At 71.1% G+C, this 13,310-nt stretch carries 13 protein-coding genes and 1 tRNA gene; 1 reads left to right on the plus strand and 13 read right to left on the minus strand.

Features of this window, described 5'->3' with window-relative positions; genetic code table 11:
- Positions 1–49 precede the first annotated feature (49 nt).
- The 13 genes from QNO21_RS08605 to QNO21_RS08665 form a co-directional block, all read right to left on the minus strand.
- Positions 50–619: a LemA family protein gene (locus tag QNO21_RS08605; RefSeq protein ID WP_257519259.1), complete on the minus strand. Its 570-nt coding sequence runs from the start codon at positions 617–619 to the stop codon at positions 50–52.
- 83 nt (positions 620–702) lie between these two features.
- A complete protein-coding gene (locus QNO21_RS08610; protein WP_257519260.1) occupies positions 703–2,016 on the minus strand; it encodes a D-arabinono-1,4-lactone oxidase in 1,314 nt (437 codons plus the stop codon).
- Positions 2,013–3,170, minus strand: a complete 1,158-nt coding sequence (locus QNO21_RS08615; RefSeq protein ID WP_257519329.1) for an alanine racemase — start codon at positions 3,168–3,170, stop codon at positions 2,013–2,015. Before QNO21_RS08615 ends, QNO21_RS08610 begins: the two co-directional genes overlap by 4 nt.
- 119 nt (positions 3,171–3,289) lie before the next feature.
- Complete coding sequence (locus QNO21_RS08620) at positions 3,290–5,191, minus strand: FUSC family protein (RefSeq protein WP_257519261.1); 1,902 nt, start codon at positions 5,189–5,191, stop codon at positions 3,290–3,292.
- Between the two features lie 70 nt (positions 5,192–5,261).
- Positions 5,262–5,334 (minus strand) — tRNA-Leu (locus QNO21_RS08625).
- A 53-nt stretch (positions 5,335–5,387) separates the two neighbouring features.
- Entirely contained in the window at positions 5,388–6,809 is a 1,422-nt protein-coding gene (locus QNO21_RS08630) for an NAD(P)/FAD-dependent oxidoreductase (RefSeq protein ID WP_257516645.1), read from the minus strand.
- Between the two features lie 25 nt (positions 6,810–6,834).
- A complete protein-coding gene (locus QNO21_RS08635) occupies positions 6,835–8,124 on the minus strand; it encodes a S8 family serine peptidase (RefSeq protein ID WP_257517277.1) in 1,290 nt (429 codons plus the stop codon).
- Positions 8,121–8,642, minus strand: coding sequence for a DUF501 domain-containing protein (locus QNO21_RS08640; RefSeq protein WP_257517278.1), 522 nt, complete (start codon positions 8,640–8,642; stop codon positions 8,121–8,123). Before QNO21_RS08640 ends, QNO21_RS08635 begins: the two co-directional genes overlap by 4 nt.
- Before the next feature lie 38 nt (positions 8,643–8,680).
- The gene (locus tag QNO21_RS08645; protein WP_257519262.1) at positions 8,681–9,184 is read right to left on the minus strand and encodes a septum formation initiator family protein; all 504 of its coding nucleotides are present in this window, start codon (positions 9,182–9,184) and stop codon (positions 8,681–8,683) included.
- Positions 9,185–9,217: 33 nt separating this feature from the next.
- Positions 9,218–10,498, minus strand: coding sequence for a phosphopyruvate hydratase (gene eno / locus QNO21_RS08650; protein ID WP_257517228.1), 1,281 nt, complete (start codon positions 10,496–10,498; stop codon positions 9,218–9,220).
- A gap of 109 nt (positions 10,499–10,607) precedes the next feature.
- Complete coding sequence (locus tag QNO21_RS08655; protein WP_257519263.1) at positions 10,608–11,276, minus strand: O-methyltransferase; 669 nt, start codon at positions 11,274–11,276, stop codon at positions 10,608–10,610.
- Positions 11,277–11,326: 50 nt separating this feature from the next.
- Positions 11,327–12,358, minus strand: coding sequence for a DUF1648 domain-containing protein (locus tag QNO21_RS08660; RefSeq protein WP_257519264.1), 1,032 nt, complete (start codon positions 12,356–12,358; stop codon positions 11,327–11,329).
- A complete protein-coding gene (locus QNO21_RS08665; RefSeq protein ID WP_257519265.1) occupies positions 12,355–12,744 on the minus strand; it encodes a GntR family transcriptional regulator in 390 nt (129 codons plus the stop codon). The genes QNO21_RS08660 and QNO21_RS08665 overlap by 4 nt, the downstream gene beginning before the upstream one ends.
- 91 nt (positions 12,745–12,835) lie before the next feature.
- Here QNO21_RS08665 and QNO21_RS08670 point away from each other — a divergent pair, with 91 nt between their 5' ends.
- The gene (locus QNO21_RS08670; protein WP_257519266.1) at positions 12,836–13,309 is read left to right on the plus strand and encodes a DUF4442 domain-containing protein; all 474 of its coding nucleotides are present in this window, start codon (positions 12,836–12,838) and stop codon (positions 13,307–13,309) included.
- The last annotated feature ends 1 nt before the right edge of the window (position 13,310 follow it).

The following is a 13,310-nucleotide window of genomic DNA, read 5'->3' on the forward strand; positions in this document are numbered from 1 at the left end:
AAGAGCGACGCCCGTGCATGCATGCTACGAGGCATCGATCGATCTCGTGTCAGAACTGGACGCGCGGGGGCTCGGAGATGGCCGCGCCGTCGACGACCTCGAAGAACTCCCGCTCGTGGAAGCCGAGGTTGCGCGCGAAGAGGTTGTTCGGGAACACCCGGATCTTCGTGTTGAGCTCGCGGACACCGCCGTTGTAGAACCGGCGCGAGGCCTGGATCTTGTCCTCGGTGTCGACGATCGACTGCTGCAGGTGCAGGTAGTTCTGGCTGGCCTGCAGCTGCGGGTACGCCTCGGCGACGGCGAACAGCGACTTCAGCGCCTGCTGCATGTGCCCTTCGGCCACACCGGCGTCGGCGGGCCCGGTGGCGGAGAGCGTCTCGGCGCGCGCGCGGGTGACGTTCTCGAAGACCGCCTTCTCGTGCGCGGCGTAGCCCTTGACCGTCTCGATCAGGTTCGGCAGCAGATCGGCGCGACGTTTGAGCTGCACCGTGATGTCGCTCCACGCCTCATCGACGCGGACATTCAGCGCCACGAGCGAGTTGTACGTCGCCCACAGGTAGACGCCGACGACGATGACCAGCGCGACGACGATCAGTACCGGGATCAACCATTCCCACATGTGCCCCCGACTCCCCTCCGAGTTTCTCTCATCCTAATCGCACGCGGGGAACCCGCTTGCGCACAGTCGCCCACTCCCAGTTTTTACCCACCCATTACGCGGTCGAGGTAGGCGTTGTGGAACATCCGCGTGGGGTCGAGCCGATCGCGCAGCGCGATGAATTCGGCGAAGCGCGGGTAACGCTGCCGCAGCTGCGCGGCATCCAGCCCGTGCATCTTTCCCCAGTGCGGTCGGCCCTCGTGGCGCAGCATGACCTGCTCCACGGCATCGAAGTACTCCGCCGGGTCCTCCCGCCAGTAGCGGTGCACCGCGATGTAGCCGGAGTCCCGCCCGGACGCCGTCGACAGCCAGAGCCCATCGGCGGCCGCGGTGCGCACCTCGATCGGGAACGACAGTCGCCAGCCGCGATCGGCGATGAGGGCCCGGAGGTCGCCGAACGCCGCGGACAGGCGATCCAGAGGCACGGCGTACTCCATCTCCCTGAAGCGCACCGTGCGGCGCTGGGTGAAGACGGCGTGGGACTCGTCGGTGTACTCGCGATCGCCGGTCAGCCGGGTGGCGAGCCGGTTGATCCCGGGCACGAGGGGCGGCGCGGCCAGACCGGCAGCGCAGGTCACCCGATACAGCCCGTTGGCCAGGAGCGTGTCGTCGACCCAGCGTGCGGGGGCGGAGAGCCTCTGGCGTGGTGCGCTCTCGGGCAGCCGCGTATTGGTCTTCGTCAGCGCCATCTCGGTGTGCGGGAACCAGTAGAACTCGAAGTGGTCCACGTTCGCGTGTCGCCTCGGCAGCGCCTCGACGACGGCGTCGAGCGGCTCGGGACGCTCGACGGCGCGCAGGACGAACGCCGGGACGCACTGCAGGGTGATGTCGACGAGGATGCCGAGGGCACCGAGTCCCAGGGCGACGGCAGGCAGCAGCTCGGGGTTCTCGTCGTCGTCGACGGTGAGCACCTCGCCGTCCGCCGTGACGAGCGTTGCCGCCACGACCTGCGTGGCGATGCCGCCGAAGCGGTCACCCGTCCCGTGCGTGCCAGTCGAAACGGCTCCGGCGATGGTCTGACGGTCGATGTCCCCCAGATTGGGCATCGCCAATCCGTAGGGCGCCAGCAGGCGCGGGATGCTGTGGAGCCGTGTGCCCGCCCGCAGTCGCACCCGACCGCGCTCACGGTCCACCGAGACCAGGCCACGCAGGTCGCTGAGATCGACCAGCACACCGGGTGCGGCGGCGATCTCCGAGAAGCTGTGACCGGCCCCCACCGCCTTCACCCGCAGACCGCGGGCCGCCGCGGCCTGCACGCACCGGCGGACAGCCGCGACGGTTGCGGGGAACTCCACCCGCTGCGGGCGCACCTGCGCGCTGCGGCCCCAGTTGTGCCAGACGCCGCCGGGCCGGGTCACAGGAAACTCATCCCCTCGCCCCGGTAGGTGGGCATCTCCCCCACGATCCGGCCGCCGTCGATCAGGCGGTAACGGTCGACATGCTCGGCGAGCTCTCCGCTCTTGGCGTGACGGAACCACACGCGATCGCCGACCCGCAGGTTGCGTGCGGCGGCACCCTGCAGCGGAGTCTGCACCTCCCCCGCACCCTCGCGCGCGAGCGTGCGCAGCCCCGCCGGCCACACCGGCGCGGGCTGCCGCGACGGTACCGCGGGGCCGGACGCGATCCATCCGCCACCGAGCACCGTGACGATGTCGGGCGCCGGCTTGCGGACCACTTCGAGGGCGAACGCCGCTGCGGGCGCCGGCTCGAAGGCGCGGTACCCGTCGAACAGGTGCCCGGCGAGCAGGCCGCTGCCGGCCGTGACCTCGGTGACGGACTCGTCGGCGGCGGTGTACTCCAGCGATCCGGTGCCCCCACCGTTGACGAACTCGAGCGGAGCGATCTCGCGCACCGCTGCGACCACCGCCGCGCGGCGCTCTCGCAATTCGTGGCCGGAGCGGCGCTGCATCCACCGCACGACGCCGTCGCCCGCGCCGGTGGCGTCGGGCTGCCCCGCGATCTGCGCCTCGTACATCATCAGACCGACGAGGCGAAAGCCGTCACGATCGGCGACCGCCCGTGCGAGGCGTGCCACTTCGGCCGGGTCGTGCACCGGCGAACGGCGCACGCCGATGTGCCCGAGGCCCGGTGCCTGCCACGAGGCATCCACGTCGAGCGCCACCCGCAGGCGCGGGCGCGAACGGGGCGGCGCCACTGCGTCGACGACGTCGAGCTGCGCAAGGTCGTCGACCATGAGGGTGATGCGCGCCGCCGCCCTCGCGTCCGCGGCGAGGCGGGCGATGGCGGCGCGATCGACGCTGGGGTACCCGAGAACGACGTCGTCGTGCCGCTCGGCCAGCCACAGGGCCTCGGAAAGGGTGAAGGCGAGGATGCCGTGGTAGCCAGGCAGTGCCAGCGCGGCATCCTGCACCTCGCGCACGCGCACCGACTTGCTGGCCAGGCGGATCGGCACACCGCCGGCACGCACCACGAGGTCGAGTGCATTGAATCTCAGCGCGCTCAGGCTGATCGCGGCGATGGGTCCCGACAGATCCGCGACCGCGGCCGTCATCGCCTCCCAGTGGCCGGTGGGGGCAGCGGGCGAAGCGGCGGCGGCGCCGAGCAGGTCGAGCACGACGCCAGCCTAGGGCCGACGGGGAACCGGTGCGTAACGGGCGCAGAGGCGCCGGGTCAGCGGGTGACCGGCAGCGTCCGCAGCAGGTATCGCTCGGCCGAAGCGGCCTGCTGGGCCAGGTCCCACAGTGTCGACGATGCCGTGCCTGCGCCCTCGGCGGCGGTCCCGTCCTGCTCGTCCGGCTCGGTGCCGTCCGCGCGGCTCAGTATCCCGAGGACCTGCTCCAGTTCCTCGCGGGTGAGCGTCGTGGCGGCGGCCAGCGTGGTCAGGTCGCGCAGCCCCGTCTGCAGATCGTCCAGCTCGGCGAGCTGCCGGTCGTCGAGCCGGTCGCGGTCGGGCACCAGCTCGTCCTGCGCGCGTGCGGCATCGCGGAACAGGGCGATCTCGTCGGGTCCCGACGCGCCCCCGCCGTTCGACGAGGCCCGCAGGGCGTTCGCGGTGGCCGCGGTGGCGTTCTCGATACGTCGCCGCAGGGGGGCCGGTCGCAGGCCCGGGATCACGACGAACCCGAGGATGACCCCGACCAGCACGGCACTCGCGGTGAGCCCGACGTACTGCAGCAAGAGGGTGACGGGGTCGAGATCCCGGCTGACGGCGTTGAAGCCGACGCTGACGACGACCATGAACGCCCCGCCCAGCGCCGGGCGCGTGACGATGTACCACAGCCCCAGGCACAGGGAGACGGCGGCGATCGCGACGAGGTAGGTGTGCGGCACGAGCAGCAGGATCACCGCGACGGTGAGCGAGCCGGCGACCACGCCGATGATCTTGTTCCTCGTCTTGGTCGCGGTGTCGCCCCAGCTGGCCTGGAGGATGCTGAAGGTGGTCAGCAGCGCCGTGGAGACCAGCGGATCGCCCGGCTCCAGCCCGGACGTGATCAGCAGCATCAGCAGCACGGCGAGCCCTGCGCGCAGCGCGTGGCGGAGCTGGATGGACTGCAGCCGCGCAGACGGGTGCAGCACCGCGTCTTTCAGCTGGTGGCGCCGGTCGCGCTCGAGCTGTACCGCAGAGGTGTCGTGCTCGCGGATCGCCTGTTCGACGGTGTCGAGGGCGCGCGCGGCCTCTGTGAGCGGCACGTCGATGACTGCGGACGCCGGCGGGGTCGTCGCCGTCGCTGTGGCAGGCTCTGACTGTCCTCCCGTGTCCCGTCGCGGCTTGGCCTTCAGCTTCTCGGCCAGCTCGCGGGCGCGCTCCTGGAGCGCGGTGGCGTCGGCGGAGCCGCCGGCCCGCCCGACTCTTGCGGTGCGCAGGGCCAGCCGGTACCGCGAGGCACCCTCGAGTGCGTCGGCGAGCCAGCGCTGCCTGCCGTCGCTGAGCCAGGTGCCGAACGCGGTGGCGGTTGCCGCACTGGGATCGTCGGCCGTGAGCACGGCGGCGACCTGCTCCCGCGTCGGCTTGGACGGGTCGGAGATCCCCATCACGATGCGCAGCAGCAGCGCCACCACGACGCCGGCGACGGCTGCGGCAATCACCTGCTGGTGGTCCGCCCCGCCCTGCGGGGCGTAGCCGTAGCCGAACATCGTGGTCATCCCCAGCCCCATTCCGGCGGTCCCGAAACGCGGACCGATCAGCGGCAGGAGCGCTGCGACGACGGTCAGCAGCACAACGAGCGCCATCGCTGCGGGGCGCGAGGTCTCGGCCACGAGGCGCGGGACGGCCGCGGCGATGATCAGCAGCGGCCCCATCGACACAGCGATGCGCAGGTCGGCTCGCAGCGGGCCGCCCATGAATGCCACCAGCGAGAACATGCCGGTGAGGCCTCCGATGATCCCCGCAGCGCCCGCCCCCCAGGCGTCGGCGAGCAGAACGGAGGGCAGCACCACGATGATCATCAGCACCAGGAGCGTCGGGGTGCCTTTGGGTCGCCTAGTGCGCTGGGGGCGCCTGCGGCGCTCGCGCACCTGGGCGTCGCCGGAGCCTCCGACAGGGACGCCCTGAGGGTCGGCTGGCGCGTTCATCCCCCGACAGTAGGGCGCAAGCGCGGGAGGCACTAGAGGCCCCGATCGCCGGGCCCCGAAGATGCTCTCGTACCCCCGGTGGGACTCGAACCCACACTGAAGCGATTTTAAGTCGCCTGCCTCTGCCATTGGGCTACGGGGGCGCGACGCTCGGCACGCCGCGCCCACCCTATCGCCCCGACGCGGGGCGCGAGATTCAGCGGGATGCGGTCGTCTGCTCGGGTGCCTTGCCGGCCTTCTCCGCCACGACCGTCTTGGGGTCGATGGCGGGTGCCGGCGCCGGAGCGTCGGACGCGGCCGGACGCGGGCGAGCGGCGAACTCCTCGAAGACGTACCGGGGGTTCTGCACGGCCTGCAGCGACACGTTGTCGCGGCCGAGCCACAGGTTGTGCCACCAGTCGCCGATGACGCGCCACTTGCGCTCCCACGACGGCATGGCCAGACCGTGGTAGCCGCGGTGCGCGACCCAGGCGATGAAGCCCTTCAGCGCGATGTTCCCCGACTGGAAGACACCGTTGTAGAGGCCGAGACCTGCGACGGCACCGAGGTTGTGGTGGATGTACTCGCTGGGCAGCTCGCCGCGGAGGACCGCCGTGAGGTTCTTGGCCAGAAGCTTCGCCTGACGGACGGCGTGCTGCGCGTTCGGAACGCAGTAGCCGCCGACGCCCTTGCCGGTGAGGTCGGGGACCGCGGAGATGTCACCGGCGGCCCAGGCGCCCTCGACGATCTCTTCGGCGGTGCCGACGCGCAGGTCGGGGCGGGTGCGGATGCGGCCCCGCTCCTCGACGGGCAGGTCGCTGCCGCGGACGACGGTGGGGTTGGCCATGACGCCGGCGGTCCAGACGATGAGGTCGGTCGGGATCACCTCACCGGTGGAAAGTTCGACATTGCCGTCGATTGCGCCCTTGACCTGCGTGTCGAGGTGCACGTTGGCGCCGCGCTTGGCGAGGTCCTTCAGCACCCACTCGCTCGTCTTCAGCGACACCTCGGGCATGATGCGACCCATCGCCTCGATGAGGTGGAAGTGCGTGTCCTCGAACGTCAGCGTCGGGTAGTCCTTGAGCAGTGACGAGGCGAGCGCGCGCATCTCGGCGAAGACCTCGATGCCGGCGAAGCCGCCGCCGACCACAACGACGGTGAGCAGGCGATCGCGCTCGGGACCGGCAGGCAGGTTCGCCGCACGGTCGAAGTTGGTGAGGATGCGGTCACGGATCGCGACGGCTTCTTCGATCGACTTGAGGCCGATCGCGTTCTCGGCGATGCCCGGGATCGGGAAGGTGCGCGAGACGGCGCCGGCGGTCACGACGATCTGGTCGTACTCGTGCTGCCAGGGCTCGCCCTCGGCGGGCGTGATGGTCGCGACCTTGTGTGCGTGGTCGATGCCGGTGACCTTGGCGGCCACCACCCGCGTGCGCTTGAGGTGACGTCGCAGCCCCACCACGACGTGACGCGCCTCGATCTCACCCGCGGCGACCTCGGGGAGGAAGGGCTGGTACGTCATGTAGGGCAGGGGGTCGACGATGGTCACGTCGGCCTCGCCCTTGCGAAGGTGCTTTTCGAGCTTCCATGCGGTGTAGAACCCCGCATAGCCGCCGCCGACGATGAGGATTCTGGGCACGGTGCTGGTCACGGGAAGACAACTCCTAGATTTGGCTGCTCGGCACACGTTGCGCGCGAGCCGATCTGATGCGCCGGGTAGCAGCAGTGACACCGAGCGCAACCAGTATACCGGCCAGGGTGGCCAGCGAGAGCGGAAGCGTGCCGTAGACGAGGGTGTGTTCCGACGGCAGCAGCGGCGTGGTCGGCCGGGTGACCGTGTCTGCGGCCGGCAGCGGGGGCACGGTGACGGGGCCCGTCGTGGGTACGGGGGCGGGCGCGGCATCCGCTCGGCGGTACAGGCGGATCCACTCCCTGAGGTCACCCATCGGGTTGGCCTCGACGGCAGCCACCGGCTGCGCCACCGCCGCGGACGCATTGACCAGGCCGTAGCCGTAGAGCGGGTCGCGCGGGCCCGACGCCCCCGCCGCCGGGGTCGCCGTCTTCACGATGCGGTTGATGACGTTGGCGGCGTCGAGCTCCGGATGCGCCGAGCGGACCAGCGCCGCGATGCCCGCGACGATCGGCGCGGCACCGCTCGTGCCGTTCCACTGGACGATGTTCCCGTCCGGGGAGACGCCGAGCAGGTCCTCGCTCGGACCACTGATCCCGATGGTGATGCCCTGGGTGGATGCCTCGACGCTCGCCTTGCCCGTGCGGTCCACGCCGCCGACCGTGAGCACGCCGGGAATCGTGGCCGGCGCCCCCACCCGGTCGGTGCCGCTGCCGCGGTTACCTGCGGCGACGACCACCACGACATCGTGCTCGAGGGCATAGAGGAACGCGTCGTCCCAGCTCTGCGGCCAGTCGAGGGTGTTCGTCGTGAACGACAGGTTGATCACGTCCGCCCCGTGGTCCACCGCCCAGCGCATCGCCTCGGCCACCTGATCGGCGAACGGTGTCGACGCGGCCGCGCCGAACGACAGCGACAGCGACAGCAGTTCCGCCTCGGGCGCCACCCCGATCACGCCGGCGTCGGGGCCGGTGCCCCGGCCGGCGGCGAGGGATGCCACGAGGCTGCCGTGCGCGGCATCCACCGCTCCCACGGGGGTGCGGCCGTCGGGCGAGCCCAGTCCCGAGAAGTCCGCGCCGGCGACGACGCCGCCCAGCTCCACCGGTCCCCGCGCGACGCCCGTGTCGATGATCGCGATGCGGGTGCCGGCGCCGCGCGTGGTCTCCCAGGCTTCGCGGATGCCGTAGTCGTCGAGCCAGTACTGCGCGGCGCGCACCGGGTCGGGAACGCTCACCGGGGCCGGCGACGGCGCAGGTGCGGGCGCGGCTCCCAGCAGCCCGAAGCTGAGGAGCATCACCGTGGCTGCTGCGAGCCTGCGGCTCATGACACCCGCCCGCCCGGGTGTGCACACGTGCACCGCTCGGGCGACCAGTCCGACAGCTCCAGCGCGCGGTCGCCGATCGGGTTCACACCGGGTCCCGCCGCCAGCGCGTGCCCCGCCAGCGCATGCAGGCATTTGACCCGCGTGGGCATGCCGCCGGCGGAGATCCCGTCGATCTCGGGCACCTCGCCGTAGGGCGCACGGTCACGCAGGTACGCCTCGTGCGCACGCAGGTAGGCGGCGGCCAGATCCTCGTCCGCGGCGAGTTCGTCCGAGAGGTCCTTCATGACCTGCTCCGCTTCGAGCCTGGACATCGCGGCGGTCGCACCCGGGTGGGTGAGGTAGTAGAAGGTCGGAAACGGCGTTCCGTCGGACAGCCGCGGAGCCGTCGCGACGACGGTCGGGTTGCCGCAGACGCACCGAGCGGCGATTCCCAGCACACCCCGCGGGGGGCGACCGAGTTGCTCGCGGAGCACCGCGAGGTCGGCGTCGTCGGCAGGGTCGAACGGCGGGGTGCTCACTGCACCAGGCTACCGTGAGCAGGCTGGACAGATGCCTGTCAGGGCGCGGGTTGCTCCATGGGCTCGTCGGGCACGCCGATCTCGTACGTCACCGTCTCGGCCGTCCCGGCTGCGACGACCGAGCGCACCAGGAGCGTCATCCAGTCGCGTGGGGTCTCTTCGACGGCAGAGCTCACCGGTGCCCTCTCCTGCGGCACCTCGAGCGCGGGCAGATCGTTGTCGACGAGGAACACCACCTCGCCGGGGCGGTGGTAGTACAGCCGCTCGCGCGCCTGGGTCGTGATGTAGGCCGGGTCTCCCCAGCGGTCCCGCGTCGCCTCGAGCTCGGCGACCTCTTCCTCGCTCATGCGCACCGAGCGCTCTAGCGCGGCGATCTGCTGTCGCTGGTCGAGGTAGGTGCCCACCGTCGGCACCAGCACCAGGGCGCCGAGCACGACCAGCGCCAGCATGATCATCATGAAGCCGGACAGGCGGATACCGCCCATCCACTGCCGCACGTCCACCTGGGCGGAACGAGAAGAGGGAGCCGTCGATCTCGCCACGGCTCCCCCTCTCATTCGGTCTGCGTTGTGCGCTTATCCCTTGAAGCGGGGGAAGGCGGAGCGGCCGGCGAACGTCGCGGCGTCGCCCAGCTCCTCTTCGATGCGCAGAAGCTGATTGTATTTCGCCACGCGCTCGCTGCGCGCGGGCGCGCCGCTCTTGATCTGACCCGAGCCGACGGCGACCGCGAGGTCGGCGATCGTGGTGTCCTCGGTCTCGCCGGAGCGGTGCGAGAGCATCGTGGTGTAGCCGGAGCGGTGCGCCAGGTCGATGGCATCCAGCGTCTCGGACAGCGTGCCGATCTGGTTGACCTTGACCAGCAGCGAGTTGGCGGCACCGCGGGCGATGCCGTCAGCCAGGCGCGCGGGGTTGGTGACGAAGAGGTCGTCTCCCACGAGCTGCACCCTGCGGCCCAGCTTCTCGGTGAGAGCGGTCCAGTTGTCCCAGTCGTCCTCGGCCAGCGCATCCTCGATCGTCACGATCGGGAAGTCGTCGACCAGGCCCACGTAGTAATCGGTGAGCTCGGCGGCGGTCCAGTCCTTGTTGTCGAGGCGGTAGACCCCGTCGTTGAAGAACTCGGTGGCGGCGACGTCCAGGCCCAGGGCGATGTCGGCACCCGGCGTGAAGCCGGCCTTCTCGATCGCGCGGACAAGGAACTCCAGGCCCTCGCGGTTGCTCGGCAGGTCAGGGGCGAAGCCGCCCTCGTCACCGAGGCCCGTGGCGTAGCCGGCGGCCTTGAGCTCGCTCTTGAGCACCTGGTAGACCTCGGCACCCCAGCGCAGCGACTCGGCGAAGGTCTCCGCGCCGATGGGCGCGAGGAAGAACTCCTGCATGTCGATGCCGTTGTCGGCGTGCTCGCCGCCGTTGATGACGTTGAACAGCGGCACGGGCAGCACGTGGGCGTTCGGGCCGCCGAGGTAGCGGAACAGGGGCAGGTCCGAGCTGTCGGCGGCGGCCTTGGCCACGGCGAGGCTCACGCCGAGGATGGCGTTCGCGCCGCAGCGCGACTTGTTCTCGGTGCCGTCGGTCGCGATGAGGATCTCGTCGACGATGCGCTGCTCGCTCGCGTCGATGCCCTCCACGGCGGGGCCGAGCTCGTCGATGACGGCGTTGACGGCCTTCAGCACGCCCTTGCCGCCGTAGCGGCTCTTGTCCCCGTCGCGCAGCTCGTACGCTTCGAACGCGCCGGTGGATGCGCCGGAGGGGACGGCCGCACGCTGGACGATTCCGTCGTCGAGCAGCACCTCCACTTCAACGGTGGGATTTCCGCGCGAATCCAGAATTTCTCGCGCGCCTACAGCATCGATCAGTGCCACGGATGACTCCTTGCTTGTGGAGGGTGGATCTCGGAAACGTCGTCGGTCCGTTGCTCCCCACTCTAGTGACGACCGCGGCGGCGCCACAGGCCACCGGCCGTGCGAAAGGTCAGACGACGAGCGCGATCGCGACGCCGTCCCAGCCCTTCGCGTCGAGCGTCTGCAGCGCCGTGGCGTCGAATCGCGGGTCCTGGCCGAGCATCCGCAGTCCCCGCTGCATCCCGGTGACGCCGGGGTCGCTCGAGTCGGCGTCGGCCACCCTGCCGCCGCGGCCGACGTTGTCCACCACGACGACGGTGCCGGGGCGACCGAGCCGCGCAGCCCAATCCAGATACAGGCTGCTGGACTCCTTGTCGGCATCGATGAACACCAGGTCGAACGGCGCTTCCGAGGCGAGGGTGGGGAGCACGGCCTCTGCCCGGCCTACGAGGATGTCGACCTTGTCTCCGACGCCCGCGCGCGCCAGATTCTGACGCGCGACGGCTGCGTTGGCGGGCTCAGCCTCGATGGTCACCACCCGGCCGCCTTCGGGCAGCGCGCGGGCGAGCCAGATGGTGGAGTACCCGCCGAGGGTGCCGATTTCCAGCACGCGCTCGGCTCCGCTCATGCGGGCGAGAAGATTCAAGAACTTGCCGTTCACGGGCGCGACCTCGATGTGAGGAAGCCCGGCGCGGTTCTGGTCGGCGACGGCCTGCTCCAGCGCCGCGTCGTGTCCGACGAGCGTGTCGGCGAAGTAGCGGTCGACGCGCCGCCAGGTCTCTTCGGTGGGTTCGGTCATGCCATCCACCCTCGCGAACGGCTCGCCGCGGGGTCAACCCCCGGCGCGGGTCACGTCCGAGGGCCTTCCTGCCGCGCCCGATCGGCCACCGCCTGCAGCACCGCGGCGCCCGTCTCGGCGTCGTCGACCGTGACCACGAACTGCCTGCCGTCGGCTCTCGTCACCTGGATCGCCTCACCCGCGCGCGTCACCACGCCGAACCGGCCCGGCGTCCAGCGCCACCCCCAGCCGCCGAAGTCCCCGGTCGGGTTCACGAACACGACCTCGACGGCACGGATGCCGCTCGGTTCCAGGCGCCAGCGCGGCACCCCGGCGAACGCCCGCACTGTCAGGCCGCGGTTGTCGACGACCACGCGATAGGCCGTGCCCGTGGCCACGAGCAGCGTCACGACGACGCCGGACGCCAGCGCGATCCACCCCGCCGCGTCGTCACCGGTCACCAGCAGCACCACGCCGAGCCCGACAGTGACGAGCGCAGCGCCGCCCAGCAGTGCCAGAGGCAAACGGGACATCGTGGCAGTACGCACCCACACAGCACTCTCGTCGGCTCCGAGGTCGAGCGCGTGCGCCGCCTCCCCCGCGACCGGCGCCGCGGTCGCGCGCGGCAGCGCCCACCAGCCGGCCAGCCCGGCGGCGACACCGGCGGCGAGAGCGCCGAGCATCGGGAGACCCGCTCCCACCGCCTGCTCATCCGGAGCGCCCACCTGCACCGCCGCGAGCGCCGTGGCGAGCACGCTGAGGAACGCCACGGCCCCCAGCAGCAGCGCGCCAACGAAGCGGCTGTTCGCGGTCGGGACCGCCGGGCGGCCGTCTCGCCGGGCGGCGGCACGATCAGAGGCCAGGGCCGTGCCCGCCAGCAGCGCCGACAGGCCGATGCCCAGACCTGCGGTCAACGCCGGGAACGACCACGCCGGCCCGAAGCCGTCGGGCGTGCCGCTGAAGTCCCAGTGGATCGCGACGGTGGCGGCCAGGTTCGGCAGCATGATGAGCTGCACGACCGATGCGGCGAGCGCGATCGTGATCGGAGCGATGAGCGCCACGATGATGAAGCGGCGGGTGGGGTCGGCGGGGCGTCGGGTCACGGTGTCGGCCTTTCCTGAGGCTCGGGGGCGGTCGCGGAGGGAGCGAGATCGGCGATCAGCGCGGCGAGGGTGTCGGGTCCGATGCCGGCGTCGGCGGCACGTGCCACCAGGTCGGCGAGTTCCGCGCGCAGCTCCGCCACGCGCGTCGCGGCATCCGTCACGACCGCCCCGCGCCCCCGGCGCAGTTCGATCAGGCCCTCGTCGCGCAGCTCCTGGTAGGCGTGCAGCACGGTGTGAAGGTTCACGCCGAGCGACGGCGCGATCTGCTTCGCCGACGGCAGCCTCTCTCCGGCGCGCAGCCGTCCGGCGGCGATCTCGGCACGCACCGACGCCGCGATCTGCGCGAACAGGGGCGCGTCGGCGCGGGGGTCCATTCTGATCAGCACGTCTTTATTCTAGTACGCCTAGAACAAGTGCGATTGTCGGTTTCCGCCAGCACATGTGCGGCGTCGCTACACGTCCGCCACAATGCCGGTCATGCGAATCACTCCCCGCCGCATGGCCGTCGGCATGAGCCTGTGGGCTCCGAACCTCTTCAGCGGCATCCGCGTGCGGCGCTTCTCGCCGGATTGGACCGAAGCCACGGTCGAGCTGCACGTGAACGTGATCACCCGCAACTACGTGAAGACCGCGTTCGGCGGGTCGATGTCGGCGATGACCGATCCGTACTTCTTCATGCTCGTGATGCACCAGCTCGGCCGCGGCTACGTCGTCTGGGACACCCGCGGCGAGATCGAGTTCGTCAAGCCTGGCCGAGGCGTGCTCACGGCGCACTTCCACGTGCCCCCGGAGAAGGCGGACGAGCTGCGCGAGCGGGCGCGCGGCGGGGCGAAGGTGCTCGAGTGGTTCGAGACGGATGTGACGGATGCCGCCGGCGACGTCGTCGCGCGGGTGCGCCGCGAGCTCTACGTGCGCGAGAAGCGCCGCGTGAGCGAAACCGCGCCCGCCTGAG

Source organism: Microbacterium sp. zg-Y818 (assembly GCF_030246905.1).
Lineage (GTDB): Bacteria > Actinomycetota > Actinomycetes > Actinomycetales > Microbacteriaceae > Microbacterium.